Annotated in this window: 25 protein-coding genes and 2 pseudogenes; 14 read left to right on the top strand and 13 right to left on the bottom strand. The window is 61.0% G+C overall.

What is annotated here, in order from left to right; translation table 11 throughout:
* Positions 1–57: 57 nt before the first annotated feature.
* On the bottom strand, positions 58–837 hold the full coding sequence (locus HBJ59_RS14945; RefSeq protein ID WP_003176915.1) for an exodeoxyribonuclease III: 780 nt from the start codon (positions 835–837) through the stop codon (positions 58–60).
* Between the two features lie 82 nt (positions 838–919).
* Between HBJ59_RS14945 and pyrE the strand changes: the two genes are divergently transcribed.
* Positions 920–1,567 carry an orotate phosphoribosyltransferase gene (gene pyrE / locus HBJ59_RS14950; protein WP_076013151.1) on the top strand — a complete coding sequence of 216 codons (648 nt, stop codon included), beginning with the start codon at positions 920–922 and terminating at the stop codon, positions 1,565–1,567.
* Positions 1,568–1,630: 63 nt separating this feature from the next.
* Here the strand turns inward: pyrE and argB are convergent, their stop codons facing one another.
* The 4 genes and pseudogenes from argB to coaBC form a co-directional block, all read right to left on the bottom strand.
* Entirely contained in the window at positions 1,631–2,536 is a 906-nt protein-coding gene (gene argB, locus HBJ59_RS14955) for an acetylglutamate kinase (protein ID WP_003213275.1), read from the bottom strand.
* 21 nt (positions 2,537–2,557) lie between these two features.
* A pseudogene (locus HBJ59_RS14960) lies at positions 2,558–3,961 on the bottom strand (phosphomannomutase/phosphoglucomutase); the annotation flags it as partial.
* A 271-nt stretch (positions 3,962–4,232) separates the two neighbouring features.
* Positions 4,233–4,688: a dUTP diphosphatase gene (gene dut, locus HBJ59_RS14965; RefSeq protein WP_003213270.1), complete on the bottom strand. Its 456-nt coding sequence runs from the start codon at positions 4,686–4,688 to the stop codon at positions 4,233–4,235.
* 5 nt (positions 4,689–4,693) lie between these two features.
* On the bottom strand, positions 4,694–5,902 hold the full coding sequence (coaBC, locus tag HBJ59_RS14970) for a bifunctional phosphopantothenoylcysteine decarboxylase/phosphopantothenate--cysteine ligase CoaBC (protein ID WP_010168193.1): 1,209 nt from the start codon (positions 5,900–5,902) through the stop codon (positions 4,694–4,696).
* Positions 5,903–6,032: 130 nt separating this feature from the next.
* Between coaBC and radC the strand changes: the two genes are divergently transcribed.
* Positions 6,033–6,707 (top strand): DNA repair protein RadC, encoded by a 675-nt coding sequence (radC, locus tag HBJ59_RS14975; protein ID WP_076013148.1) that lies wholly within the window; start codon positions 6,033–6,035, stop codon positions 6,705–6,707.
* Positions 6,708–6,711: 4 nt separating this feature from the next.
* Here radC and HBJ59_RS31525 read toward each other — a convergent pair.
* Positions 6,712–6,819 (bottom strand): annotated as a pseudogene (locus HBJ59_RS31525) (outer membrane lipoprotein carrier protein LolA); the annotation flags it as partial.
* Positions 6,820–6,821: 2 nt separating this feature from the next.
* Positions 6,822–8,414: an ABC transporter substrate-binding protein gene (locus tag HBJ59_RS14980; RefSeq protein ID WP_063033851.1), complete on the bottom strand. Its 1,593-nt coding sequence runs from the start codon at positions 8,412–8,414 to the stop codon at positions 6,822–6,824.
* Between the two features lie 458 nt (positions 8,415–8,872).
* On the opposite strand from HBJ59_RS14980, the gene rpmB reads away from it, so the two are divergent.
* Both rpmB and rpmG read left to right on the top strand, forming a co-directional pair.
* Positions 8,873–9,106, top strand: coding sequence for a 50S ribosomal protein L28 (gene rpmB, locus HBJ59_RS14985; protein WP_003213263.1), 234 nt, complete (start codon positions 8,873–8,875; stop codon positions 9,104–9,106).
* A gap of 11 nt (positions 9,107–9,117) precedes the next feature.
* Positions 9,118–9,273: a 50S ribosomal protein L33 gene (gene rpmG, locus HBJ59_RS14990; RefSeq protein WP_003176906.1), complete on the top strand. Its 156-nt coding sequence runs from the start codon at positions 9,118–9,120 to the stop codon at positions 9,271–9,273.
* Positions 9,274–9,344: 71 nt separating this feature from the next.
* Here rpmG and HBJ59_RS14995 read toward each other — a convergent pair whose 3' ends face one another.
* Positions 9,345–9,707, bottom strand: coding sequence for a cupin domain-containing protein (locus tag HBJ59_RS14995; RefSeq protein ID WP_003213261.1), 363 nt, complete (start codon positions 9,705–9,707; stop codon positions 9,345–9,347).
* Positions 9,708–9,937: 230 nt separating this feature from the next.
* On the opposite strand from HBJ59_RS14995, the gene HBJ59_RS15000 reads away from it, so the two are divergent.
* Together HBJ59_RS15000 and HBJ59_RS15005 are read left to right on the top strand one after the other, a co-directional pair.
* Positions 9,938–11,431 carry an aldehyde dehydrogenase gene (locus HBJ59_RS15000; protein ID WP_017476698.1) on the top strand — a complete coding sequence of 498 codons (1,494 nt, stop codon included), beginning with the start codon at positions 9,938–9,940 and terminating at the stop codon, positions 11,429–11,431.
* 163 nt (positions 11,432–11,594) lie between these two features.
* Positions 11,595–12,737: an MFS transporter gene (locus HBJ59_RS15005; protein WP_076013146.1), complete on the top strand. Its 1,143-nt coding sequence runs from the start codon at positions 11,595–11,597 to the stop codon at positions 12,735–12,737.
* Between the two features lie 90 nt (positions 12,738–12,827).
* Here HBJ59_RS15005 and HBJ59_RS15010 read toward each other — a convergent pair whose 3' ends face one another.
* Both HBJ59_RS15010 and HBJ59_RS15015 read right to left on the bottom strand, forming a co-directional pair.
* Positions 12,828–14,390: a phospholipase D family protein gene (locus HBJ59_RS15010; protein ID WP_076013145.1), complete on the bottom strand. Its 1,563-nt coding sequence runs from the start codon at positions 14,388–14,390 to the stop codon at positions 12,828–12,830.
* A 62-nt stretch (positions 14,391–14,452) separates the two neighbouring features.
* On the bottom strand, positions 14,453–15,877 hold the full coding sequence (locus HBJ59_RS15015; RefSeq protein ID WP_076013144.1) for a PLP-dependent aminotransferase family protein: 1,425 nt from the start codon (positions 15,875–15,877) through the stop codon (positions 14,453–14,455).
* A gap of 165 nt (positions 15,878–16,042) precedes the next feature.
* Between HBJ59_RS15015 and HBJ59_RS15020 the strand changes: the two genes are divergently transcribed.
* Entirely contained in the window at positions 16,043–16,279 is a 237-nt protein-coding gene (locus tag HBJ59_RS15020; protein WP_167664001.1) for a DUF1127 domain-containing protein, read from the top strand.
* Position 16,280: 1 nt separating this feature from the next.
* Here the strand turns inward: HBJ59_RS15020 and HBJ59_RS15025 are convergent, their stop codons facing one another.
* Positions 16,281–17,573: an FAD-binding oxidoreductase gene (locus tag HBJ59_RS15025; protein ID WP_167664002.1), complete on the bottom strand. Its 1,293-nt coding sequence runs from the start codon at positions 17,571–17,573 to the stop codon at positions 16,281–16,283.
* Positions 17,574–17,688: 115 nt separating this feature from the next.
* Between HBJ59_RS15025 and HBJ59_RS15030 the strand changes: the two genes are divergently transcribed.
* Positions 17,689–18,042: a YkgJ family cysteine cluster protein gene (locus HBJ59_RS15030; protein ID WP_008439419.1), complete on the top strand. Its 354-nt coding sequence runs from the start codon at positions 17,689–17,691 to the stop codon at positions 18,040–18,042.
* Between the two features lie 3 nt (positions 18,043–18,045).
* On the opposite strand, the gene HBJ59_RS15035 is transcribed toward HBJ59_RS15030, so the two are convergent.
* Positions 18,046–18,534 carry an Lrp/AsnC ligand binding domain-containing protein gene (locus tag HBJ59_RS15035; protein ID WP_003206849.1) on the bottom strand — a complete coding sequence of 163 codons (489 nt, stop codon included), beginning with the start codon at positions 18,532–18,534 and terminating at the stop codon, positions 18,046–18,048.
* 156 nt (positions 18,535–18,690) lie between these two features.
* Here HBJ59_RS15035 and dadA point away from each other — a divergent pair, with 156 nt between their 5' ends.
* From dadA to HBJ59_RS15065, 6 genes are all read left to right on the top strand, one after another.
* The gene (gene dadA / locus HBJ59_RS15040) at positions 18,691–19,992 is read left to right on the top strand and encodes a D-amino acid dehydrogenase (RefSeq protein ID WP_063033857.1); all 1,302 of its coding nucleotides are present in this window, start codon (positions 18,691–18,693) and stop codon (positions 19,990–19,992) included.
* A complete protein-coding gene (locus tag HBJ59_RS15045) occupies positions 19,964–20,317 on the top strand; it encodes a RidA family protein (RefSeq protein WP_003208752.1) in 354 nt (117 codons plus the stop codon). Before dadA ends, HBJ59_RS15045 begins: the two co-directional genes overlap by 29 nt.
* Positions 20,318–20,396: 79 nt before the next feature.
* Positions 20,397–21,473 (top strand): alanine racemase, encoded by a 1,077-nt coding sequence (alr, locus tag HBJ59_RS15050; protein ID WP_167664003.1) that lies wholly within the window; start codon positions 20,397–20,399, stop codon positions 21,471–21,473.
* Between the two features lie 116 nt (positions 21,474–21,589).
* The gene (locus HBJ59_RS15055; RefSeq protein WP_003208755.1) at positions 21,590–22,138 is read left to right on the top strand and encodes a cupin domain-containing protein; all 549 of its coding nucleotides are present in this window, start codon (positions 21,590–21,592) and stop codon (positions 22,136–22,138) included.
* A gap of 182 nt (positions 22,139–22,320) precedes the next feature.
* Complete coding sequence (locus tag HBJ59_RS15060; RefSeq protein ID WP_167664198.1) at positions 22,321–22,737, top strand: cytochrome c5 family protein; 417 nt, start codon at positions 22,321–22,323, stop codon at positions 22,735–22,737.
* Positions 22,738–22,872: 135 nt separating this feature from the next.
* Complete coding sequence (locus HBJ59_RS15065; RefSeq protein WP_076013139.1) at positions 22,873–24,795, top strand: acetyl-CoA hydrolase/transferase C-terminal domain-containing protein; 1,923 nt, start codon at positions 22,873–22,875, stop codon at positions 24,793–24,795.
* Between the two features lie 110 nt (positions 24,796–24,905).
* Here the strand turns inward: HBJ59_RS15065 and HBJ59_RS15070 are convergent, their stop codons facing one another.
* Positions 24,906–25,478, bottom strand: a complete 573-nt coding sequence (locus tag HBJ59_RS15070; RefSeq protein ID WP_008439415.1) for a xanthine phosphoribosyltransferase — start codon at positions 25,476–25,478, stop codon at positions 24,906–24,908.
* Positions 25,479–25,517: the final 39 nt, after the last annotated feature.

Raw genomic sequence — 25,517 nt, forward strand, 5'->3', positions numbered from 1 at the left:
CACCGCCCACAAAAAAACCGACAGCGATGTCGGTTTTTTTGTGCCTGGAGAAAGACCTTAGATGGTCAAGGTCCAGTCGTAGTCCACGATCAGCGGCGCGTGCTGCGAGAAGCGCGGCTGGCGTGGCAGGCGTGCGCTGCGCACAAAGCGTCGCAGGCCTGGCGTCAGCAGCTGGTAGTCAAAACGCCAGCCGAGGTTGAGCATCTCGGCCTGTTCGTTATCCGGCCACCAGCTGTACTGGTCGCCTTCGCGGCTGACTTCACGCAGGGCATCGACATAGCCCATATTGCCGACAATCTCGTCCATCCAGGCCCGTTCCGGCGCCAGGAAGCCCGGTGATTGCTGGCTGTCGCGCCAGTTCTTGATATCCAGCTTCTGTTGCGCGACGTACAGCGAGCCACAGTAAATGTACTCGCGACGTTTGCGCCGCTGTTTATCCAGATAACGGGCGAAGTCGTCCATTAGCTTGAACTTCTGGTTCAAGTCTTCATCGCCATTCTGCCCTGATGGAAGCAGCAAGGTCGCGATGCTGACCTTATCGAAATCGGCTTGCAGGTAGCGCCCGTAGCGGTCGGCTGTCTCGAAGCCGAGGCCGCTGATGACCGCCTTGGGTTGCAACCGCGAATACAAAGCCACGCCGCCTTGGGCGGGAACTTCGGCATCACAGGCATAAAGGAAGTAGCCATCCAGTTGGAAGGCTGGGTCGTCCAGTTCAAAGGCGGAGGCGCGGGTGTCCTGCAGGCAGATGACGTCGGCATTCTGGGCTTGCAGCCAACTGAGCAAACCACGCTCGACTGCAGCCTGAATACCATTGACGTTCACACTGATGATCCGCATAAATGGCCCCAAAAATCGCGTGCGTGTATGATACACGCCGTCTACCTAATTAGCTAAATCCGTGGTATCTGAGGCTTTTTTCATGCAGGCGTATCAACGCGATTTCATTCGTTTTGCCATCGATCGCGGCGTATTGCGCTTCGGTGAGTTCACCCTGAAGTCCGGGCGCACCAGCCCTTACTTCTTCAATGCCGGCCTTTTCAACTCGGGTTCTGCCCTGGCGCAGTTGGGTCGTTTCTATGCGGCCGCCATCGTTGAAAGCGGTATTTCCTTCGACGTGCTGTTCGGCCCGGCCTACAAGGGCATTCCCCTGGCCGCCGCGACCGCCGTGGCGTTGGCTGAACATCACGGGCTGGATTTGCCTTGGTGCTTCAACCGCAAGGAAGCCAAGGCCCATGGCGAAGGCGGTAGCCTGGTGGGCGCGCCGCTCAAGGGCGACGTGCTGATCATCGACGACGTGATCACTGCCGGTACGGCGATTCGCGAAGTGATGCAGATCATCGCTTCCCAGGACGGCGCCAAGGCAGCCGGTGTGCTGATCGCGCTGAACCGCCAGGAGCGCGGCAACGGTGAATTGTCGGCGATCCAGGAAGTGGAACGTGATTTCGCGATTCCTGTGGTGAGCATCGTGTCGCTGAACCAGGTGTTGCAGTTCCTGGAAGATGACCCGCAGCTCAAGCAGCACTTGCCAGCGGTCAAGGCCTACCGCGAGCAGTTCGGCGTTCAATAATCGCCGACCAATAAAAAGGCCCCGTTCAATCGAATTGAACGGGGCCTTTTTGTTTGCCAGCGCTTAGGGGCGCTTGCGATTGCTGATCAGCGTACCCACACCGGTGTCGGTGAAGATTTCCAGCAGGATCGCATTCGGAACCCGGCCATCCAGGATCAACGAGCTGCCGACACCACCTTGCACCGCTTCCAGTGCGCAGCGGATCTTCGGCAGCATGCCGCCGTAGATGGTGCCATCGGCGATCAGGTCGTCCACTTGCTGGGTCGTCAGGCCGGTCAATACCTTGCCTTCCTTGTCCATCAAGCCGGCGATGTTGGTGAGCAGCATCAGCTTCTCGGCCTTCAGCGCCTCGGCCACCTTGCCGGCCACCAGGTCGGCATTGATGTTGTAGGACTCACCGTTGGCACCGACGCCGATTGGCGCGATCACCGGAATGAAATCGCCCTTCACCAGCAGGTTCAGCAGATCGGTGTTGATGCCGATCACTTCGCCCACCTGGCCGATGTCGATGATTTCCGGCTGAGTCATCTCCGGGGTCTTGCGGGTCACGGTAAGCTTCTTCGCCCGGATCAGCTCGGCGTCCTTGCCGGTCAGGCCGATGGCGCTGCCGCCATGGCGGTTGATCAGGTTGACGATGTCTTTGTTCACCTGGCCACCCAGGACCATCTCCACCACGTCCATGGTCTGGGCGTCGGTCACACGCATGCCGTCGATGAAGTGACTCTCGATAGACAGGCGTTTGAGCAAGTCACCGATTTGCGGGCCGCCACCGTGTACCACCACCGGGTTGATCCCGACGGCTTTCATCAACACGATGTCGCGGGCAAAGCCGGTTTTCAGCTCGTCGCTTTCCATGGCATTGCCGCCGTACTTGATCACCAGCGTCTTGCCGACGTAGCGTCGAATGTAAGGCAACGCTTCGGAAAGGACCTTGGCGGTATTGGCGGCGGCTTCGCGTTCGAGGGTCATTCAGGGCTCCGGTACAAAAAATCAGAACGGTAATTGGAGATCAGGGGCAACACGTTTCAACTGGGCGTGGAACACGTCCTTGATGCGTTGCAACTCAGCCTCGGAATCCGCCTCGAAACGCAGCACCAGCACCGGTGTGGTGTTGGATGCGCGAACCAGGCCCCAGCCTTTGGCGTAATCGACCCGCACGCCGTCAATGGTGGTCAGGTTGGCGCCTTCGCCCCATTGCGCATCGTGCAGTGCGTCAATGATGCTGAATTTGCTCTCTTCGGTCACATGGATATTGATCTCTGGCGTAGAAATATCATTCGGGAAGGTCTCAAACAGGTCTTCCGCGGTGGATTTTTCCTTGCTGAGGATCTCCAGCAGACGGGCGGCGCTGTAAATGCCGTCGTCAAAACCGAACCAGCGCTCCTTGAAGAACACGTGGCCGCTCATTTCACCGGCCAACAGCGCACCGGTTTCCTTCATTTTCTTTTTGATCAACGAGTGACCGGTCTTCCACATTAGCGGACGACCACCGTATTCCTTGATCAGCGGCGTCAGGCGGCGGGTGCATTTGACGTCGAAGATGATCTCGGCGCCCGGGTTGCGCGCCACGACGTCGCGGGCAAACAGCATCAGCAGGCGGTCCGGGAACACGATATTGCCGGTGTTGGTCACTACGCCGACGCGGTCGCCGTCGCCGTCGAAAGCCAGGCCGAGGTCGGCGCCGGTTTCCTTGACCTTGGCGATCAGGTCCACCAGGTTCTCAGGCTTGCCCGGGTCCGGGTGGTGGTTAGGGAAGTTGCCGTCGACCTCGCAGAACAGCGGGATCACTTCGCAATTCAGGGCTTCGATCAGTTGCGGGGCGATCACGCCAGCCGCGCCGTTGCCGCAGTCCACCACCACTTTCAGGCGGCGGGCGAGTTTGACGTCGCGGGTGATTTCGTCCGAGTAGCGATCGAGAATCTCAACCTTGGTAATGCTGCCGGTGCCGCTGGTCAGGTCGTTGGTCTTCAGGCGGGTGTGCAGGGCCTGGATCTGTTCGTTGGCCAGGGTATCGCCGGCGATGACGATCTTGAAGCCGTTGTAGTCCGACGGGTTGTGGCTGCCGGTGAGCATCACGCCCGACTTGCCGGCCAGTACGTTGGCCGCGTAGTACAGCGCAGGCGTTGGCACCAGGCCGACGTCGCTGACATGGCAGCCGCTGTCGGCCAGGCCCTGGATCAGTTGCTCCACCAGCTCGGGGCCGGAGAGGCGGCCATCACGGCCAACGGAAACATTGGGCTCGCCCTGGGCCAGGCTCTGGGAGCCAATGGCACGGCCGATCCAGTAGGCGGTTTCGGCGGTCAGGGTCTTGGGGACCACGCCACGGATGTCATAGGCGCGGAAAATGCTGTCGGGAAATGTCGGGGCGACTCGGGCTGCGTTGCTCATTGCGGGGGGGGAACTCCATCGATAAGGGGCGGGGCTGGCCTCAGGGGTGCTGACCGGCAGGCTCAAACTGAAGGGTAAGACGGCGTTTTTGGCATAGAGTTCGTGGTGCAAAAGTGCCATCGGCGCCGAAGCACCGCCCTTTCGCCCGCCTAATGCCCTGATTTCACTGGGGAAATCTTGCTGATAAGTTCCGCGCATTCTTCATCCTGAAAGGCCATGCGTTGGCGTCAGGCCGGGTGAGGCACCCGGCTTGTCCGGCTGAGTCAGTTCAGCTTAGTCAGTGGCTGCCGGAATGTCCGAAGCCGCCTGCACCGCGCTGGGTTTCGTCGAACTCCTCGACCAGTTCGAAGTGCGCCTGCACCACCGGCACAAGCACAAGTTGGGCAATGCGCTCGCCGACGGCGATGTTGAACGCGGTCTGGCCACGGTTCCAGCAGGACACCATCAACTCGCCCTGGTAGTCCGAATCGATCAGGCCTACCAGGTTGCCGAGGACGATCCCGTGTTTGTGACCCAGGCCGGAGCGCGGCAGGATCAGCGCCGCCAGGCCAGGGTCGCCCACGTAGATCGACAGGCCGGTCGGAATCAGAATGGTCTGGCCCGGCTCAAGCACGGTGTCCTGCTTGAGCATGGCGCGCAGGTCGAGGCCGGCGGAGCCTGGAGTGGCGTAGGCCGGCAGCGGGAATTCGTTGCCGATGCGTGGGTCGAGGATCTTGGCTTGCAAAGCGTGCATGGAAATTAAACCTGGTTCAGCCGTAGGGCGATAAAGGAGATCAGTTGGCGGGCAATCTTGCCCTTGCTGGTCTGGGCGAAAACGGTAGCGTGCAACTCGCGGTCGATCACGCTGATGGCATTTTCCTCGCTGTTGAAGCCGATGCTCGGGTTGGCGACATCGTTGGCGACAATCAGGTCGAGGTTCTTGTCTTTCAATTTGCGTGCGGCGTAGTCCAGCAAATGCTCGGTTTCGGCAGCGAAGCCGACGCTGAACGGGCGGTCCTCGCGGGTGGCTATGGTCGCCAGAATGTCCGGGTTACGGACCATTTGCAGGAGCAGGCCGTCGCCGCTTGTAGGGTCTTTCTTGAGTTTCTGCGGTGCAACTACTTCGGGGCGGTAGTCCGCGACCGCTGCCGAGGCGATAAACAGGTCGCAGGGAATCGCCGCTTCACAGGCCGCCAGCATGTCGCGGGCGCTGACTACGTCGATTCGGGTGACACGATCCGGGGTCGGCAAATGCACCGGGCCGGTGATCAACGTCACACGGGCGCCTGCCTCGACCGCCGCTTCAGCCAGGGCAAAGCCCATTTTTCCTGAGCTATGGTTGGTGATGTAGCGCACCGGGTCGATGTTTTCCTGGGTCGGGCCGGCGGTAATCAGCACGTGCTTGCCGGTCAGGGCCAGGTGCTGGAAGCAGTCGGCGGCGCATTGGGCGAGGTCGGTGGCTTCGAGCATGCGGCCCATGCCCACGTCGCCGCAGGCCTGGCTGCCGGAGGCCGGCCCGAAGACCTTGAGGCCGCGGCTTTGCAAGAGTTGGGTGTTGGCCTGGGTGGCGGGGTCGCGCCACATGGCCTGGTTCATGGCCGGGGCGATCGCGACGGTGGCGTCGGTGGCCAGCACCAGGGTAGTCAGCAGGTCGTCGGCAATGCCTTGGGCGAGGCGGGCGATCAGGTCGGCGGTGGCCGGGGCGATCAGCACCAGGTCGGCCCACTTGGCCAGCTCGATGTGGCCCATGGCGGCTTCGGCCGCGGGGTCCAGCAGGTCGAGGTGAACCGGGTGGCCGGACAGGGCCTGCATGGTCAGTGGGGTAATGAATTCACTGCCGCCACGGGTCATCACCACGCGCACTTCGGCGCCTTGGTCGAGGAGCCTGCGAACCAGCTCTGCGCTCTTGTAGGCGGCAATGCCGCCGCCGACGCCGAGAACGATGCGTTTCCGATACAGACGCTGCATTGGCTTGCCTTTCCAGTTCAGTGATGGCGTTGCGATGCCCCCTCCCCAGGTGAAATCGCACGCAAAAAGATGGCCTAAGATACCACAGCGTCCGCCATGCAACAGCGGCGCACATGCACACGGAGGTGCCATGAGTATTCGCGATTGGCCTGCGGCAGAGCGTCCGCGGGAGAAGCTGTTGGAACTGGGCGCGGAGAACCTTTCCGACGCTGAATTGCTGGCGATTTTCCTGCGCACCGGGGTGTCCGGTAAAAGTGCCGTGGACCTGGCGCGGCATCTGCTGGCGCAATTTGGCAGCCTGCGCGCGCTGATGGAGGCCCGGCAGACGGTGTTCAGCCAGCACCTGGGCCTGGGGCCGGCGAAGTTCGCCCAGCTTCAAGCCGTACTGGAAATGGCCCGTCGTCATTTGGCCGAGCGCTTGCGCAGCGATTCGGTGCTGGAAAGTCCGGAGGCCGTGCGCGACTACCTCAAGGCGCTGCTGCGCCATGAGCCTCACGAGATATTCGGCTGCCTGTTTCTCGACTCCAAGCATCGGGTGCTGGGCTTCGAGAAGCTGTTTCAAGGCACCATCGACAACGCCACGGTTTATCCCCGGCAAGTGGTCAAGCGCGCCCTGGACTACAACGCCGCGGCGCTGATCCTGTGCCACAACCATCCTTCCGGCAGCGCCGAGCCCAGCATCGCTGATCGAAAACTGACCAGAGTGCTGCAAAAGGCGTTGGAGATGGTGGACGTGCGTGTGCTGGACCACATCATTGTGGGGGAGGGTGATCCGCTGTCGATGGCGGAATTTGGGTGGATGTAGGCTCTGTAGGAGCGAGCTTGCTCGCGAAAAACCTGAGGGCACCGTTGGGTGTCAGGTTTCCCGCGTTATCGTTGACGACCTTCGCGAGCAAGCTCGCTCCTACAGGGGACATGCTTATGGCTTGACGCTGACCTTGGAGTAATCCTGGCGCCCGAACGGGCTCACCTGGTATCCCTCGACATTTTTGCGCGTCAGCGCAAACGCCGTCGGGTGCGCCAGTGGCAGCCACAACGCCTGTTGCTGGATCTGCGCCTGGGCCTGCTGGTACAGCTTGCTGCGCACGCCTTGTTCGCTGGTGGTCTTGCCGGCGCTGATCAGCTTGTCCAGCGCAGGGTCGCAATAGCGGGCGAAGTTGGTCCCGGACTTTACGGCCGCGCAGGAGAACTGCGGCGTCAGGAAGTTATCCGGGTCACCGTTATCGCCGGCCCAGCCCATGAACAGCAGGTCGTGCTCGCCGGCCTTGGCGCGACGGATCAGTTCGCCCCATTCGATCACGCGGATTTCAGCCTGGATGCCGACCTTGGCCAGGTCCGCTTGCAGCAGTTGTGCGCCGAGGCTTGGGTTGGGGTTCAGCAGGCTGCCCGACGGTCGGGTCCAGATGGTGGTCTTGAAGCCATCCTTGAGCCCGGCACGATCCAGTAGCTGTTTGGCCTTGGCAATGTCCTGCGGGTAGCCCGGCAAGTCCTTGGCGTAGCTCCAGGTATTGGGCGGGTATGGGCCATTGGCGGCTTCGGCGGTGCCTTCGAATACCGCCTTGAGGTAGCTGGCCTTGTCGAAGGCCAGGTTGATTGCCTGGCGAACTTCCGGCTTGTCCAGCGGCGGATGCTGGCTGTTGATGGCGACAAACGCGGTCATGAAGGCCGCTGTTTTCTCGATCTTCAAGTCGGCGTCTTTCTGTGCAGCATCGATATCCAGGGGCTTGGGCGACAGGGCGATCTGGCACTCATCGCGACGCAACCTTTGCAGGCGCACGTTGGCGTCCGGGGTGATCGCAAAGATCAGGTTATCCACCGCAGGCTTGCCGGCGAAGTAGTCCGGGTTGGCCTTGTAGCGAATCGTTGCATCCTTCTGGAAGCGCCCGAAAATGAACGGCCCGGTACCGATAGGCTGGCTGTTGAGTTTTTCGGGTGTGCCGGCCTTGAGCAGTTTGTCGGCGTATTCCGCCGGGTAGATTGAGGCGAAGCCCATGCTCAATGCGGCGAGGAAGGTCGAATCGGCGTGGTCCAGGGTAAAGCGCACGGTCAGCGGATCGAGGGCGTCGATCTTCTTGATCAGCGTTGGCAGCTGCAGCGATTGGGCGTGGGGGAAGCCGCTCTGGGCAATCTTGTGCCACGGGTTGGCCGGGTCGAGCATGCGCTCGAAGCTGAAGCGCACGTCTTCGGCGGTCAGGGTGCGGCTTGGAGTGAAGTATTCGGTGCGATGGAATTTAACGTCCGGGTGCAGCTTGAAGGTGTAGGTCAGGCCGTCCGGCGATACATCCCAGCTGTCTGCCAGGCTCGGGACCAGCTTGCCGCTGGTGGCGTCGAAGTCCACCAGGCGGTTCATCAATACGTCTGCCGAGGCATTGGTGGTGGTCAGCGAGTTGTATTGCACCACGTCGAAGCCTTCGGGGCTGGCTTCGGTACAGACGCTCAAGGTGGTGGCCGCCTGGGCGTGTGCAGCAATAAAAAGAGGGGCTAGCAATAGCGGTAGGGCAGCGAGGCGCATATTCGGTTTCCTTTGCAGATCGAAGGCCCATCTGCGAGTGCAGTCTGGAAAAGTCCTACCGTAGTGGGCTGATTGACAAATGACTAGCCCATTTTTGCCTGTGCTTTTGCCTCAAATACTGTTTTGATGGCGCCTCAGGTCGTTTTGCCGGGCACTTTGCAGTGCGCGCGGGCGCTGTAAATCATTCTGTGCGACGAGCGGTTAGCTTCTATAGCGGCCCACCCTGGCAACGGTTCAGGCGTCCATAGCCTGGATTTACGCGTGTAAAAACACACGGCCTGTTGTTGCACTGGGGTCTTTCTGGTATAAAGCAGCGCTCTTTTCTAGGGGCCCGGTTCCTTCGCTAGTAGGTGTAGCCGGTAAGACCCTAAAGAAACGCGGCGCCTGGCGCCAAATGACTGAGAGATTAAGCGGCCAACCCATGCCGGGTTGGGCATGTGGTTTTAGAGGGCTGAGGCATGTCGAGAGTCTGTCAAGTTACCGGTAAGGGTCCGGTGACTGGGAATAACATTTCCCACGCAAACAACAAAACCCGTCGTCGTTTCCTGCCAAACCTGCAGCATCATCGCTTTTGGGTTGAAGAAGAGAAACGTTTTGTCCGTCTGCGCGTATCTGCCAAAGGCATGCGTGTTATCGACAAGCGTGGCATCACTGTCGTGCTGGCCGAACTGCGCCGCGACGGCAAAATCTAAGGAGCTAAATCATGCGTGAATTGATTCGAATGATCTCTAGCGCCGGTACTGGTCACTTCTACACTACCGACAAGAACAAGCGTACTACCCCGGACAAGCTCGAAAAGAAAATGTTCGACCCGCGCGTTCGCAAGCATGTGATCTACAAAGAAGGCAAAATCAAGTAATTGGTTTTCTTTCTTGTGAAAAAAAGCCCGTATCTCACGATGCGGGCTTTTTTTTGTGCCTGAAGAATTGATCAGGCCTTTTCTTCGAACACCACGTAGATTTTGCGGCACGGTTCCAGCACTTCCCAGGTGCCGCTGAAACCCGCCGGAATGACGAAGCGGTCACCGGCGCGCAAGGTCTTGGCGTTGCCATCGGCGTCGCGCAATACAGAGACGCCCTGCACGATCTCGCAGTATTCATGCTCGGTGTAGTTGACCTTCCACTGCCCGACTTCACCTTCCCAGACCCCGGCGCTCATCTGGCCGCATGGACTGTTGTAATGGTTGTAGACGGTTTGCTCAGGGTCACCCTTGAGGATTTTCTCCGCGGCCGGACGGTAGCGGTCAGGCTCGGTCCTGGCCTGGCTGAAGTCGACGATATTCTGGATGTTCATGGGCGTGTCCCGTCTGGCCTGCGGTTGGAGAGCTCAAAGTCTATGTTTATTAAAATGAACATCGCAAGGGCGTTTGCTGCAGTTATGTCAAATATATTGAAACATCCATCGCCGCTGGTTTAGGGTGGCAGCTGCCTTGAGCCGAACAGCTGGCTGGCCGGGCAAGCATTCTTCGAAGGTGCCTGGGTACATCGCCCGGCCCTTGTATTCAATAAGAGGAGGACACTCGCATGACCACCCTGACCCGTGCCGACTGGGAACAACGCGCCAAGGATCTGAAGATCGAAGGCCGCGCCTACATCAATGGCGAATACACCGCCGCGGTTTCCGGCGACACGTTCGAATGCCTCAGCCCGGTCGATGGCCGTCTGCTGGCCACCGTTGCCAGCTGTGACGTCGCCGACGCCCAGCGCGCTGTTGAAAACGCCCGCGCCACCTTCAATTCCGGTGCCTGGTCACGCCTGGCTCCGGCCAAGCGCAAAGCCACCATGATCCGTTTCGCCGGCTTGCTCAAGGCCAACGCCGAGGAGTTGGCACTGCTTGAAACCCTGGACATGGGCAAACCGATCAGTGACTCCCTGAACATCGACGTCCCGGGAGCGGCGCAAGCCCTGAGCTGGAGCGGTGAGGCCATCGACAAGATCTACGATGAAGTCGCTGCCACGCCCCACGACCAACTGGGCCTGGTGACCCGCGAGCCAGTGGGCGTTGTCGCGGCTATCGTGCCGTGGAACTTCCCGCTGATGATGGCCTGCTGGAAACTCGGGCCGGCGCTGTCCACCGGTAACTCGGTGATCCTCAAGCCGTCTGAAAAGTCGCCGCTGACCGCCATCCGCATCGCCGAGCTGGCGGTTGAAGCCGGTATCCCGAAAGGCGTGTTCAACGTGCTGCCGGGCTATGGACACACCGTGGGTAACGCCCTGGCGCTGCACATGGACGTCGACACCCTGGTGTTCACCGGTTCGACCAAGATCGCCAAGCAACTGCTGATTCGTTCCGGTGAGTCGAACATGAAGCGCGTCTGGCTGGAAGCTGGCGGCAAGAGCCCGAACATTGTGTTCGCCGATGCTCCGGATCTGCAAGCCGCTGCCGAATCCGCCGCCGGCGCCATCGCCTTCAACCAGGGCGAAGTGTGCACCGCCGGTTCGCGCCTGCTGGTGGAGCGTTCGATCAAGGATAAATTCCTGCCGCTGGTGATCGAGGCCCTCAAGGCCTGGAAGCCGGGCAACCCGCTGGACCCGGCCACCACGGTCGGCGCGCTGGTGGATACCCAGCAGATGAACACTGTGCTGTCGTACATCGAAGCCGGGCATGCCGATGGCGCCAAGCTGGTGGCCGGCGGCAAGCGCACGCTGCAGGAAAGCGGTGGCACCTATGTCGAGCCAACGATCTTCGACGGCGTGACCAACGCCATGAAGATCGCCCAGGAAGAAATCTTCGGCCCCGTGCTGTCGGTGATTGCCTTCGACAGCGTGGAAGAAGCCATTGCGATCGCCAACGACACCCAATACGGCCTGGCCGCTGCGGTGTGGACGTCGAACATCTCCAAGGCGCACCTGACCGCCAAGGCACTGCGTGCCGGTAGCGTTTGGGTCAACCAGTACGATGGCGGCGACATGACTGCACCGTTCGGTGGTTTCAAGCAATCGGGTAACGGCCGCGACAAGTCGCTGCACGCGTTCGACAAGTACACCGAGCTGAAGGCGACCTGGATCAAGTTGTAAGTAATCCCGGCGACTCCCTGTAGGAGCGAGCTTGCTCGCGAAGGACTTGAACGATGACGCGGGCATTCTGAATGCACGCGGTGCTCTCAAGTTTTTCGCGAGCTAGCTCGCTCCTACAGTTCGTTTGCGGCCCTGAAAAATAATGATCCACAGGAGCGTGGAAATGCGTTGGGCGACCTATTTCGCCGTGTTGGCGTCGGTCTTGAGCGTGGGCCTGGCCTTGGGCGTGAGCATGCCGCTGGTGTCCCTGCGCCTGGAAAGCTGGGGCTACGGCAGCTTCGCCATCGGCGTCATGGCGGCGATGCCGGCCTTCGGTGTGCTGCTTGGTGCCAAGGTCTCCAGCGGCCTGGCTTCGCGCCTGGGCACGGCGAACCTGATGCGCCTGTGCCTGTGGGCCGGGGCGATTTCCATCGGTTTGCTGGCGGTATTGCCCAGCTACCCGGTGTGGCTGGTGCTGCGGCTGATGATCGGGGTGATCCTGACCATCGTGTTTATCCTCGGCGAAAGCTGGATCAACCAACTGGTAATCGAGCGCTGGCGCGGCCGTCTGGTGGCGCTGTATGGCTGCAGCTATGCGTTGAGCCAACTGTCAGGCCCGTTGCTGCTGGGCGCGCTGGGTACGGATAACGACATTGGCTTCTGGGTGGGCGTTGGTCTGCTGACGTTCTCGCCGATCCTGCTGCTGGGCCGTTCCGGTGCGCCGACTGCCGAGTCCTTCAGCGTGACCTTCGGCGACTTGCTGCGCTTCTGCCAGGGCTTGCCGGCGATTGCCTGGGCAGTGGCGTTATTCGCCGCGTTCGAGGCGATGATTCTTACGCTGTTGCCGGTGTACTGCCTGCAACAGGGCTTCACCGCCGAGATTGCCTTGGCAATGGTCAGCACCGTGGTGGTCGGTGATGCGTTGCTGCAACTGCCGATTGGTGCGCTGGCGGACTACCTGCCTCGGCGCACGCTGTTTCTCGGCTGCGCGCTGATGCTGCTGGTGACGAGCCTGGCGATTCCGCTGTTGCTCGATACGCTGATGATCTGGCCGGTGTGGGTGCTGTTCGGGGCCAGTGCCGGTGGGTTGTTCACCCTGTCACTGATCCTGATTGGCGAGCGCTACCGCGACGACGCGCTGGTGCGCGCCAATGCGCATATCGCGCAGCTGTGGGGCATTGGCTGCTTGATCGGCCCACTGGTGGCCGGTGCCGGCAGCCAGTGGATCAGCGGGCATGCGTTGCCGCTGTTGATGGCGGCGGGAGCGCTGGGATTGGTGATTCTGCTGCTTCGCCAAGGTGCATTCGGCGCGACACAGCCCGTGTAGGAGCAAGCTTGCCCGCGATGGTCGTCAACGATAACGTTTGCTGCCTGAAAGAACGCGGTGCTCTCGGGTTTTTCGCGAGCAAGCTTGCTCCTACAACATGCGCTCCAGGCCGACGCTGGTAGCAAACCAGGCATTGAACCGGCGCCACCAACTGCCGGGTTCACGGGTCAGGGTGTGCAGTTGGCCGTTGTCTTCGGTCACCCACACCACCTGGCCGTCCTGCAGTTTCGCCTGATAGCTCAACGGGGGCGCCATGCCCTCCAGTGCCAGGTTGCGCACGTGCTCCGCCAGCTCGGGGCTGTCCACCAGCACCCCGACTTCGGTGTTCCACAGCACCGAGCGCGGGTCGAAGTTGAATGAGCCGATGAAGGATTTCTCCCGGTCAAAGATGATCGCCTTGCTGTGCAGGCTGGAATCCGAGCCGTGGAAAGTGCCCTTGCGGAACAGATGAGGGCCGCTGCCGCCTCCGTCTCCCGGCTGGCGGCGCAATTCGTACAGCTTTACCCCGTGCTCCAGCAATGCCTTGCGATAGGGCGCATAACCACCGTGCACGGCCGGCACGTCGGTGGCTTCCAGGGAGTTGGTCAGCAGACTCACCGATACCCCGGCGTCCGCGCGCCCGGTCAGGTACACCAGCCCGGGCTGCCCAGGCACGAAGTAAGCCGAAATCATCATCAGCTCATGGCTGACACCTTCCAGCTCCGGCGCCAATTGGGTGGTCAGGAGCAGTCGCGGATCCGGATCGGCCTTGGCCAGTACCTTGCTCGGCGCATCCCACAGCGCCTGGTTCCAGGCCCAGATCAGCTCGCGGCGCCAGATGTCCATGCGCGGCTGAGTCTTGTAAGTGCGCAGGCGGTTGTACAGCGCATGATTTTGCTGGCGCGATTCGGCGAGGGATTCCTCGAGGCGTATGCGGGCGCTGGCCAGGTCGCCTTTGGTGGCGCTGCTGACGAAGTCACCGATGGGTTTGCTCAGGGCGCTGTTCCAGTACTGATCGAAACTGTGGCCCAGTTGCTCGGCCACCGGCCCCACGCTGAGCATGTCGATATCGGTAAAGTTGAGGTTGGGTTCGGCGTCGAAATACTCATCCCCCAGGTTGCGCCCGCCGACGATGGCGACGCTGTTGTCCGCCAGCCACAGTTTGTTGTGCATGCGCCGATGTTGCAGCGACAGGTCGAACAGCCGCGCCATGGCACGGGTCACGCCGGTGCTGCGGCCCAGGTGCAGCGGGTTGAACAGGCGAATCTGGATCTGCGGGTGGGCGGCGAGGGTGGCGATGATCTGGTCCAGGCCGTCGCTGGTGGTGTCGTCCAGCAGGATGCGCACGCGCACGCCACGGTCGGCAGCCTTGAGCAATTCATCCACCAACATCCGCGTACTGATGCCGTCGTGGACGATGTAGTACTGCAAGTCGAGGCTGGTCTGTGCGTTGCGGATCAGTTCGGCACGGGCCATGAAGGCTTCGCTGCTGTTGGGCAGCAGGCGGAATCCGGAGCGGCCTTTGTACGGTGCGGCCTGGGCCAGGATCGAGCGGCCGAAGGACGACTCGTTGGCCGGCAGCGCCTCGCTGGGCGTGCGTGGCGCGTTGATGGTGGCGCAGCCGCCCAGGGTCAGCATGCCCAGCAGGAAAAACGGTAATAGCCGTTGGGTCATCAATGACGTGGGTTCCGAATCAGGGCGGTTGTCGGCATATGACGGCTATTTCCCGAGAAAGGTCAGTCCGCGGCTTCGGCCAGCAACTTGATGGCCGTTGCGCCGACCTTGCGCACGGCCTCTTCAATCTGCGGCGTTGGTTTGGCAGCGTAGTTCATGCGCAGGCAATTCCTGTACTTGCCGGAGGCGGAAAAGATACTTCCCACAGCAATCTGTACACCTTCATCCAGCAACAACCGGTTGAGCTTCAGGGTGTCGAAGCCTTCCGGTAATTCCACCCACAGCATGAAACTGCCCTGTGGACGGCTGGCGCGGGTGCCGGCCGGGAAGTAACGGCTGACCCAATCGAGCATCAGGTCGCGATTACGCTGGTATTGCGTACGCATTCGCCGCAAATGCGGTTCGAAATGCCCGTCTTTCAGGAATTCGGCAATCGCAATCTGCGGCTGCGTTGCGGTGGAGCCGGTGCTGATGTATTTCATGTGCAGCACGCGCTCCAGGTACCGACCGGGTGCTACCCAGCCGATCCGCAGGCCCGGCGCCAGGGTCTTCGAGAAGGAGCTGCACAGGACGACGCGGCCATCTTCGTCGAAGGACTTGATGGTGCGTGGGCGCGGGTAGCTGTAGGCCAGTTCGCCATACACATCGTCTTCGATGATTGCCACGTCAAAGCGCTGGGCCAGGGTCAGCAGCGCGCGTTTACGCGACTCCGGCATGATGTAGCCCAGCGGGTTGTTGCAGTTGGGGGTCAGCTGTATGACTTTGATCGGCCACTGTTCCAGCGCCAGCTCCAGCGCATCCAGGCTGATACCGGTGAGCGGGTCGGTGGGGATTTCCAGGGCTTTCATGCCCAGGCCTTTGAGGGTCTGCATGGCGCCGTGGAAGCTTGGCGAGTCGACGGCAACGATGTCGCCCGGCTCGCAGATGGCGTGGATACTGGCGGACAGCGCTTCGTGGCAACCGGTGGTGATCACCAGGTCCTGGGGCGTCAGTTGGCAGCCTGAATCGAGCATCAGGCGCGCGATCTGTTCGCGCAGCTCCAGGTTGCCGTGGATGGTGTCGTAATACAGTCCCGGCATGTCCTGGCGCCGACTGATCCGGGCGAGGCTGCGCAGCAGCGGTTTCATGGTCGGCGACAATACATCCGGCATGCCCCGGCCCAACTGTATGGTGTCTTTGCGTGGCACCGCGCGGATCAGTTCCAGCACCTGGTCCCATTGGGAAATCTCCACCGGGCGCTGGGCCGGGCGGCCTACTGCCGGCAGTGCCGGTAAGTCGCGGCCTACCGGTACGAAGTAGCCGGATTTGGGTTTGGGCATCGCCAGGCCGTTGTCTTCCAGCATCCGGTAGGCCTGCTGTACGGTGCTCAGGCTCACCCCGTGCTCCACGCTCAAGGCCCGCACCGACGGCAATCGATCGCCCGGGCGATAAAAGCCCTGCTCGATTCGCGTGCCCAACAGTTCGGCGAGGTTGACGTATAGGGTCATGGCGATGCTTCCCGATTACCAGTACAGATAGGCTGAAAATACAGGATTCAGCCGCCAATAGGCAGTATCTGTATGGATTTAATACTGGGTGGTTGAATCTGTCATGGTTTTGCGCGCCGGCTCATCCTACGTACTCATGGCAATACGTAAATGAGGGGCAGGAAAATGAGCGGTTTGAGCGATGTGCGGTTGGCGTTACACAGTCAGGAACTGGAAGCCGGGCAGGAGCGGCGAATGGCGGCGCGTCACAAGGCCCCGGCACTCCGCTCCTGGGCGTTGTTCTGGCACCGCATGCACACGCGCAAGACCTTGCTGGAACTGACCCCGGAGCAACTGCGTGACGTGGGCTTGAGTGTCGAACAGGCGCGCCAGGAAGGCTTGAAACCCTTCTGGCGCGGTTGATTCAGACCAGTTCTTTCAACCGGTGCCAGAGCATTCCCAGCGCCAACAGCGGCGAGCGCAAATGCTTGCCGCCCGGGAAGGTGATGTGCGGCACCTTGGCAAACAGATCAAAACGCCCGCTTTGCTGGCCGCTGATGGCTTCGCCCAGCAGTTTGCCCGCCAGGTGGGTGGCATTGAGGCCGTGACCCGCATAGGCCTGGGCGAAATACACGTTGGGTTGGTCGGCCAGCCGGCCAATCTGCGGCAGGCGGTTGGCGCCGATGCCGATCATGCCGCCCCATTGGTAGTCGATTTTTACGTTGGCCAACTGCGGGAACACCTGGAGCATCTTGGGGCGCATGTAGGCGCCAATGTCCTGTGGGTCGCGTCCGGAATAATGGCAGGCACCGCCGAACAGCAAGCGTCGGTCGGCGGACAAGCGGAAGTAGTCCACTGTCACTCGCTGATCACACACCGCCATGTTCTGCGGCAGCAGCTCGGCCGCCTGGGCTTCGCTTAACGGCTCGGTGGCGATGATGTAGCTGCCGGCGGGCAGCACCTTGCCGCTCAGGTGCGGGTTAAGGCCGTTCAAATAAGCATTGCAGCCCAGCACCAGGGTCTTGGCGCGCACGTTGCCCTGGGCGGTGTGAACGTTGACCTCCGGGCCGTAATCAATCCGCACCGCCTCGGAATGCTCGAACAACTGGACGCCCAACTGCTGTGCCGCTGCTGCCTCGCCGAGGGCCAGGTTCAGCGGGTGCAGGTGGCCGGAGCCCATGTCGATCATGCCGCCAACATAGCGGTTGGAGCCGATCACACTGCGCATCTCGCTCGCTTGCAGCAGGCGCACTTCATGGCGATAGCCAAGGCCTTGCAGCTCTTCGGCGTCGGCGGCCAGGTGTTCCAGGTCGCGGGGTTTGTTGGCCAGGTCGCAGTAACCCCAGGTCAGGTCGCAAGCGATCTGCGAACGCTCGACACGCTGGCGCACGATCTCTACCGCTTCCAGGCCCATCAGTTTCATCTGGCGCACGCCCTCGGTACCGATGACGTTGGTGAACTGGTCCAGTCCATGGCCGACACCACGAATCAGCTGCCCGCCATTGCGCCCGCTGGCGCCCCAGGCAATCTTGCGGGCTTCCAGCAACACCACGCTGAAACCACGCTCGGCCAATTCCAGGGCGGTGTTAAGCCCCGAAAAGCCGCCGCCAACCACGCACACATCGGCCACGATCTCACCTGTCAGCACCGGATAATCAGGCTGTGGGAAACTGCTGGCGGCGTAGTAGGAATTGGCGTGCCGGGCGCTGGCGGTCATGGGGAGCATCCCTGTTTGGAAAATTTGACGCAGGATACAGCGGTCGGGCGAAGCTGTCTCACCGAGGGCTTTTAGGGCAGAATTCACGCCTATTCGCCGTTCGGTCCCTGTGTCGATGAGTTGCAACAGTCAGAAAGTCAACGCGCTGCGCCGGCAGATTCCCTCGTTCGAGTGCGTTCCGGGTTGCCACGACTGCTGTGGGCCGGTAACCACGTCCACCGAGGAAATGTCGCGCCTGCCGCGCAAGACCGCTGCCGAGCAGGAAGCGGCGATGGACGAACTCAACTGCGTGCACCTCGGCCCCAACGGCTGCACGGTGTATGACGAACGCCCGCTGATTTGCCGGCTGTTCGGCACCACGCCGACCTTGCCATGCCCCAACGACCGCCGCCCGGTGGAGTTGATCCACCCGCGGGTGGAAAAGCAGATTCACGCGTACATGGCGAGCACGCGGCAAGTGCTGGTCTAGCCCTCAGTCCGGGATCGGCAGGTTCAAACTCTCCTTCACCTCTTCCATCACGATATAGCTCTTGGATTCCCTTACGTGGGGCAGCTTGAGCAGGATATCGCCGAGCAATTTGCGGTAGGACGCCATCTCGGAGATGCGCGCCTTCACCAGGTAGTCGAAATCCCCCGACACCAGATGGCACTCCAGCACGTGGGGCAGTTTCAGCACGGCGCGTCGGAATTCTTCAAAGGTGTCGCCGGACTTGTAGTCGAGGCTGATCTCGACAAACACCAGCAGGCTGCCCTTCAAATGCTGCGGATTGAGCCGGGCGTTGTAGCCCATGATGATCCCTTCGCGCTCCAGGCGCCGGACACGCTCGGTGCACGGTGTGGTCGACAGGCCGACCTTTTCCCCCAGCTCAGTAAACGAAATTCGCCCGTCAGCCTGCAGGATGCGCAGGATGTTACGGTCGATCTTGTCCAGCTCCCGCTTGGTCTGAGTGTTGGTCCGCATAGGGGATGCTCCTCCGTGAAAAGGGTTTTTGCCGAGAATTGTCGCCAAATATAGGCAGTTATATAGTGAAATGCACTGGTGATTGCTTTTTATACTGCCCACATCTTTGTGCTGAACAACAAACGTCAGCGGTCAAGCCGTGATGAGGGAATAAAAATGCGCGTTCTGGTCTTGGGTAGCGGTGTCATTGGCGTGGCCAGTGCCTACTATTTGGCACGAGCTGGTTTTGAAGTGGTCGTGGTCGACCGTCAGCCGGCTGTGGCCATGGAGACCAGTTTCGCCAACGCCGGGCAGATCTCGCCGGGCTACGCCTCGCCATGGGCTGCACCAGGTGTGCCGCTCAAGGCCATCAAATGGCTGCTGGAGCGCCACGCACCCCTGGCGATCAAGGCCACCGCCGATATTGATCAGTACCTGTGGATGGCGCAGATGCTGCGCAACTGCACCGCCAGCCGCTATGCGGTGAACAAGGAGCGCATGGTGCGCCTGTCCGAGTACAGCCGCGACTGCATCGATGAGCTGCGCGCCGAGACCGGCATTGCCTACGAAGGCCGCACCTTGGGGACCACGCAGTTGTTCCGTACCCAGGCCCAACTGGACGGTGCCGCCAAGGACATCGCCGTGTTGAAAGAGTCTGGCGTGCCTTACGAGCTGCTGGACCGCGCCGGCATTGCCCGCGTCGAGCCGGCCCTGGCCAGCGTTACGGATATCCTCGCCGGTGCCCTGCGCCTGCCGAACGACCAGACCGGCGACTGTCAGATGTTTACCACCCGCCTTGCCGACATGTGCAAGCAACTGGGTGTCGAATTCCGCTTCGAGCAAGATATCCAGCGCCTGGACTACGCCGGTGACCGGATCAACGGCGTATGGATCGACGGCAAGCTGGAAACCGCCGATCGCTACGTGCTGGCTCTCGGCAGCTACTCGCCGAAACTGCTCAAGCCACTGGGGATCAAGGCGCCGGTGTACCCGCTCAAGGGTTACTCGATGACCGTGCCGATCACCAACGCGGCGATGGCCCCGACTTCGACCATTCTCGACGAGACCTACAAGGTCGCGATCACCCGTTTCGACAACCGCATTCGCGTTGGTGGCATGGCTGAGATAGCCGGTTTTGACCTGTCGCTGAACCCTCGCCGGCGGGAAACCCTGGAGATGATCGTCAACGACCTTTATCCTCAGGGCGGTGATTTGAGCCAGGCCAGTTTCTGGACCGGCCTGCGCCCGACCACGCCAGACGGCACGCCGATTGTCGGTGCTACTCCGTTCAAAAACCTGTTCCTGAACACCGGTCACGGCACCCTCGGTTGGACGATGGCCTGTGGCTCTGGTCGTTTGCTGGCCGATTTGATGGCGAAGAAAACCCCGCAAATCAGTGCCGAAGGCCTCGATATTTCCCGTTATGGCAACCATCAGGAGTCCGCAAAACATGTCAATCCAGCGCCAGCTCACCAATGAGCGCATGAGCCAGATCGTTGTTCACAGCGGTACCGTGTATCTGGCAGGGCAGGTCGGCGACGACATGAGTGCCGGGATTGAACAGCAGACCCGCGAAACCCTCGTCAATATCGAGCGTTTGCTGGACCTGGCCGGTACCGACAAGACCAAGCTGCTGTCGGTGACCATCTACCTGAAAGACATCGACGCTGATTTCGCCGGGATGAACGCGGTATGGGACAAGTGGCTGCCAAAAGGCGTCGCGCCGGCCCGTGCCACGGTTGAAGCGAAACTCTGCGAACCGGAAATCCTGGTGGAGCTGTCGGTTGTGGCCGCTCTGCCTTAAGCAAAACTCCTCTCCCGGTGCCCGCGCAGTCAGTGGGTGCCGGTTTTTTCTTCTCACTGCCGCCTAGAAGCCCGCCGCCATGCGTCCTGCCCGTGCCCTGATCGACCTCCAAGCCCTGCGCCACAACTACCAACTGGCCCGTGAAGTCACGGGTGGGGCCAAGGCTCTCGCCGTGATCAAGGCCGATGCCTACGGCCACGGTGCCGTGCGCGTTGCCCAGGCGCTGGAAGCCGAGGCGGACGGCTTTGCCGTGGCCTGCATCGAGGAAGCGCTGGAACTGCGGGCCGCCGGAATTCGCGGGCCGGTGCTGTTGCTCGAAGGTTTTTTCGAAGCCGACGAACTGCCGCTGATCATCGAGCATGATTTCTGGTGCGTGGTGCATTCGCTGTGGCAGTTAGATGCAATTGAACAGGCGCAGCTCAGCCAGCCGCTGACCGTCTGGCTCAAGCTTGATTCGGGCATGCACCGTGTCGGCTTGCACCCCAAGGATTATCACGACGCTTACCAGCGGCTGCTGGCCAGCGGCAAAGTCGCGAAGATCGTGCTGATGAGCCACTTCGCCCGTGCCGATGAGCTCGACAGCACCAGCAGCGAAGAGCAAGTAGCGGTGTTTGAAGCAGCGCGCAAGGGCTTGTCGGCCCAGGTCAGCCTGCGCAATTCGCCGTCGGTGCTGGGCTGGCCGAACGTTTCCAGTGACTGGGTGCGCCCGGGCATCATGCTCTACGGCGCCACGCCATTTGGCGAAGACCAGGCCATCGCCGCGCGTTTGCAGCCGGTGATGACCCTCGAATCGAAAGTCATCTGCGTACGTGAACTGCCGGCCGGTGAGCCGGTGGGTTACGGCGCCAGGTTCATCACGCCGAAACCGATGCGCGTCGGCGTGGTTGCCATGGGTTATGCCGACGGATACCCGCGCCACGCCCCCACCGGGACCCCGGTGCTGGTGGCCGGCCAGCGCAGTCAGTTGCTGGGCCGCGTGTCGATGGACATGCTGTGTATTGACCTGACCGACGTGCCCCAGGCCGGGCTTGGTTCCACCGTCGAATTGTGGGGCAAAAATATCCTCGCCAGTGACGTTGCCACCGCCGCCGACACCATTCCGTACCAGATCTTCTGCAACCTGCGCAGGGTGCCACGGCTCTATTCCGGCGCTTGAGCGGCACCCACGAATGGCAGATTCCGGGATTTAGGCCAAAGTGTTGTAAATACTGAACGCTGTCGCCATGATAACGCTCAATTACAACAACGCCTGAATCCTAGGAGGCTCCTGCATTGGACGTCGGCGAACGACTGCAATCCATCCGTAAACTGAAAGGTCTTTCCCAGCGTGAGCTAGCCAAGCGCGCGGGCGTCACCAACAGCACCATTTCGATGATCGAAAAAAACAGTGTCAGCCCCTCCATCAGCTCCTTGCGCAAGGTGCTGGGCGGCATTCCCATGTCGATGGTGGAGTTCTTTTCCGAGGAGATCCTCCAGGAAAAACCGACCCAGATCGTCTATAAAGCCAATGAGCTGATCGATATCTCCGACGGCGCCGTCACCATGAAACTGGTGGGCCGCGCGCACCCGAGCCGGGCGATTGCGTTCCTCAACGAGATCTACCCGCCCGGTGCTGATACCGGCGAAGAGATGCTCACCCATGAGGGCGAGGAAACCGGGATTCTGGTGGAAGGCCGCCTGGAACTGGTAGTCGGCCTTGAAACTTTTGTGCTCGAAGCCGGCGATAGCTACTACTTTGAAAGCACCAAGCCGCACCGTTTTCGTAATCCGTTCGAAGTGCCGGCGCGACTAATCAGCGCAGCCACACCCGCGAACTTTTAAGAAAAGAGGCGTCCTGCCTATGTCGCAGAGACTCCCGTAGCAGCATTCCGCCCTGCTGAATCTCCCCTTGGTTAATAGGGTTGTTTCGGCCGGGCGGGCTAACCGTTATACTTTCGCCGCCTGCGAAACCGTGGCCGCAGGCGTGAATAGCCACCATTGAGGGTGAACGCGTGAACCTAATTATGAAAATGCTGGCTGCACCAGCAACCGTACTGGCCCTATGGGCTGTCAGCGCTCAAGCTGCGACGAATGATGAAATTGCCAAACGCCTGGAGCCTGTCGGCCAGGTGTGCGTCCAGGGCCAAGAGTGCAAGGGGATGGAAGTAGCAGTGGCTGCTGGCGGCGGCGGTGGCGCGAAATCGCCGGATGAGGTAATCGCCAAGCACTGCAACGCTTGCCACGGTACCGGCCTGTTGGGCGCTCCGAAAATTGGCGACACCGCCGCCTGGAAAGACCGCGCGGATCACCAGGGGGGCCTCGACGGCCTGCTGGCGAAGGCCATCACCGGCCTGAACGCCATGCCGCCAAAAGGCACCTGTGCCGACTGCTCGGATGACGAGCTTAAAGGTGCGATCGAGAAGATGTCGGGTCTTAAATAAACCGATCTTCGCCAAAAAAGCCGCTGATCAGCGGCTTTTTTGTGCCTGAAATTTGCCTTTTGAGGCTGTTCTTTGCAGCAAAGACCCGGCAAGCTCGGTCCAACCCCAATTCATGGAATGTTCGGGAGAAGTCGGATGGTGCAGTTGTGTTCAATTGAGCAAGCGGTCGACGACGTACTGGCACGGCTGCCGGCGCATATTCACATGGGCATGCCCTTGGGCCTGGGCAAACCCAACCTGTTCGTCAACGCGCTGTACCGGCGTATCGCCAAGCTGCCGGACCGGGCGCTGACCCTCTACACCGCCCTGGCCCTGGGTCGGCCCACCTTGGGCGACGGTTTGCAGAAGCGCTTCCTCGAACCCTTTATCGAACGGGTCTTCGGTGACTATCCCGAGCTGGATTTCCTCGCTGCCCTGCACAAGGACAATCTGCCGGCCAACATTCATGTGCAGCAGTTTTTCATGCAGCCTGGCAGTTTGTTGCACAGCGCCTCGGCCCAGCAGGATTACGTCAGCAGCAACTACAGCCACGCCGCCCGCGACATCAATGCCGCCGGCCTGAACCTCGTCGCGCAACTGGTGGCCAGCAGCGCCGAACATCCGGACCGCCTGAGCCTGAGCTGCAACCCCGACATCACCCTCGACCTGTTGCCGATGATCGCCAAGCGCCGCGAGGCCGGCGAGACCATTCTGGTGGTGGGCCAGGTTCACAGCGATTTGCCCTACATGCCCGGCGACGCTGAACTGGGCATGGATGAATTCGACTTCCTGATCGACGAGAAGGACAGCACCACGCTGTTCTCCACCCCCAACATGCCAGTGGGTTTCCAAGACCACTTTATCGGTTTGCACGCCAGCACCCTGGTGCGCGACGGTGGCACCTTGCAGATCGGCATCGGCTCCATGGGCGACGCGCTGACCGCCGCCTTGCTGGCGCGCCAGGCGGACAACGAGGCGTATCGCCTGTTGCTCACCGACCTGGATGTGTACCAATGGGCGCCGCTGATCAGCCATGAAGGCGGCGTCGCGCCCTTCGCCCGTGGCCTGTACGGTTGCAGCGAAATGTTCGTCAACGGCTTGCTGGTGTTGGCCGACGCCGGGATTGTGCGGCGCAAGGTGTACCCGGACGTGGCGACCCAGGAGCGGGCCAACGCCGGCACCCTGGACGAAGCGGCGCAGACCGACGGCATTTCGGTGCACGGCGGCTTCTTCCTCGGCCCGCAAAGTTTCTACGAGCGCCTGCGGGATTTGCCCCAGAGCAAGCGCCTGGAATTCAACATGACCCGCATCAGCTACATCAACGAGCTGTACGGCCAAGAAGAACTCAAGCGCTTGCAGCGCCTGGATGCGCGGTTTATCAACAGCGCGTTTACCGTGACCCTGTTGGGCGCGGGCGTGGCCGACCAGTTGGAAGACGGCCGGGTGCTCAGCGGTGTCGGCGGGCAATACAACTTTGTCGCCCAGGGCCATGCGCTGGAAGGCGCGCGCTCGATTCTGATCCTGCGCAGCTGGCGCGAATCGGGGGGTGATGTCAGCTCCAATATCGTCTGGGAATACGGCCACTGCACGATTCCCCGGCACCTGCGGGACATCGTCATCACCGAATACGGGATCGCGGATTTGCGTGGGCAGACTGATGCCAAGGTGATTGAGCGGCTGCTGAATATCACCGACTCACGATTCCAGGAAGACTTGATCGAACAGGCGCAGAAGGCTGGGAAGTTGCCGAAGGATTTCCAGCTGGATCCGCGGTTTGCCGACAACACGCCGGAGCGTTTGCAGGCGATTCAGGCGCGGCATCCCCGGTTGTTCCCGGAGTATCCGTTGGGCTGTGACTTCACCGATGAAGAGCGGGATTTGCTGCGGGCGTTGAACTGGCTCAAGAGCAAATTCAAGCTGACGGAGATTCTGGAATTGGGCAAGGCGGCGCTGGATGCACCGGAGCCGGAGGCGTTTCCCGAGCATTTGGTGCGGATGCGGTTGGATAAGCCGGAGGGGTTGAAAGAGGACTTGTATCAGCGCCTGCTGCTGGCAGGGCTTCGGGCGACGTCACTGTAGGAGCAAGCTTGCTCGCGAAAAACGTCCAGACAACGCGTTCATCCAGAATGCCAGCGTTATCGTTAACGTTCTTCGCGAGCAAGCTCGCTCCTACAGTATGTGGGTGTCGGTTACTCGATGAAGGTAACTACACCACCCGCCAACGACTGCACCCGCGCCAGCGACTCAACCCGATAACCCTGCGCATCCAGCTCCGCACGGCCACCCTGGAACGACTTCTCGATCACAATCCCCAAACCCGCAACGGTCGCGCCGGCCTGTTTGATGATCGAAATCAGTGCTTGGGACGCCTTACCGTTGGCCAGGAAGTCATCGATGATCAGCACGCGGTCGCTGCTGGTCAGGTGGCGCGGGGAAATCGCCACGGTGCTTTCGGTTTTCTTGGTGAAGGAATACACCGTTGCCGACAGCAGGTTCTCAGTCAGGGTCAGGGACTGTTGCTTGCGCGCGAAAATCACCGGTACGCCGAGGTTCAGGCCGGTCATGATCGCCGGCGCAATGCCCGAGGCTTCGATGGTGACGATCTTGGTAATGCCCGAATCCTTGAACAACGCAGCGAATTCGTCACCGATCAGTTTCATCAGCGCCGGGTCGATCTGGTGGTTCAGAAAGGCGTCGACCTTGAGTACCTGATCGGAAAGCACGATGCCTTCTTCGCGAATTTTCTTGTGCAGTGCTTCCACGAAAGCTTCCTCTGTTGGCGCAACACGCGCCGAAAGTAG

The sequence above is a fragment of the Pseudomonas sp. AN3A02 genome, from assembly GCF_011765255.1.
GTDB lineage: Bacteria > Pseudomonadota > Gammaproteobacteria > Pseudomonadales > Pseudomonadaceae > Aquipseudomonas.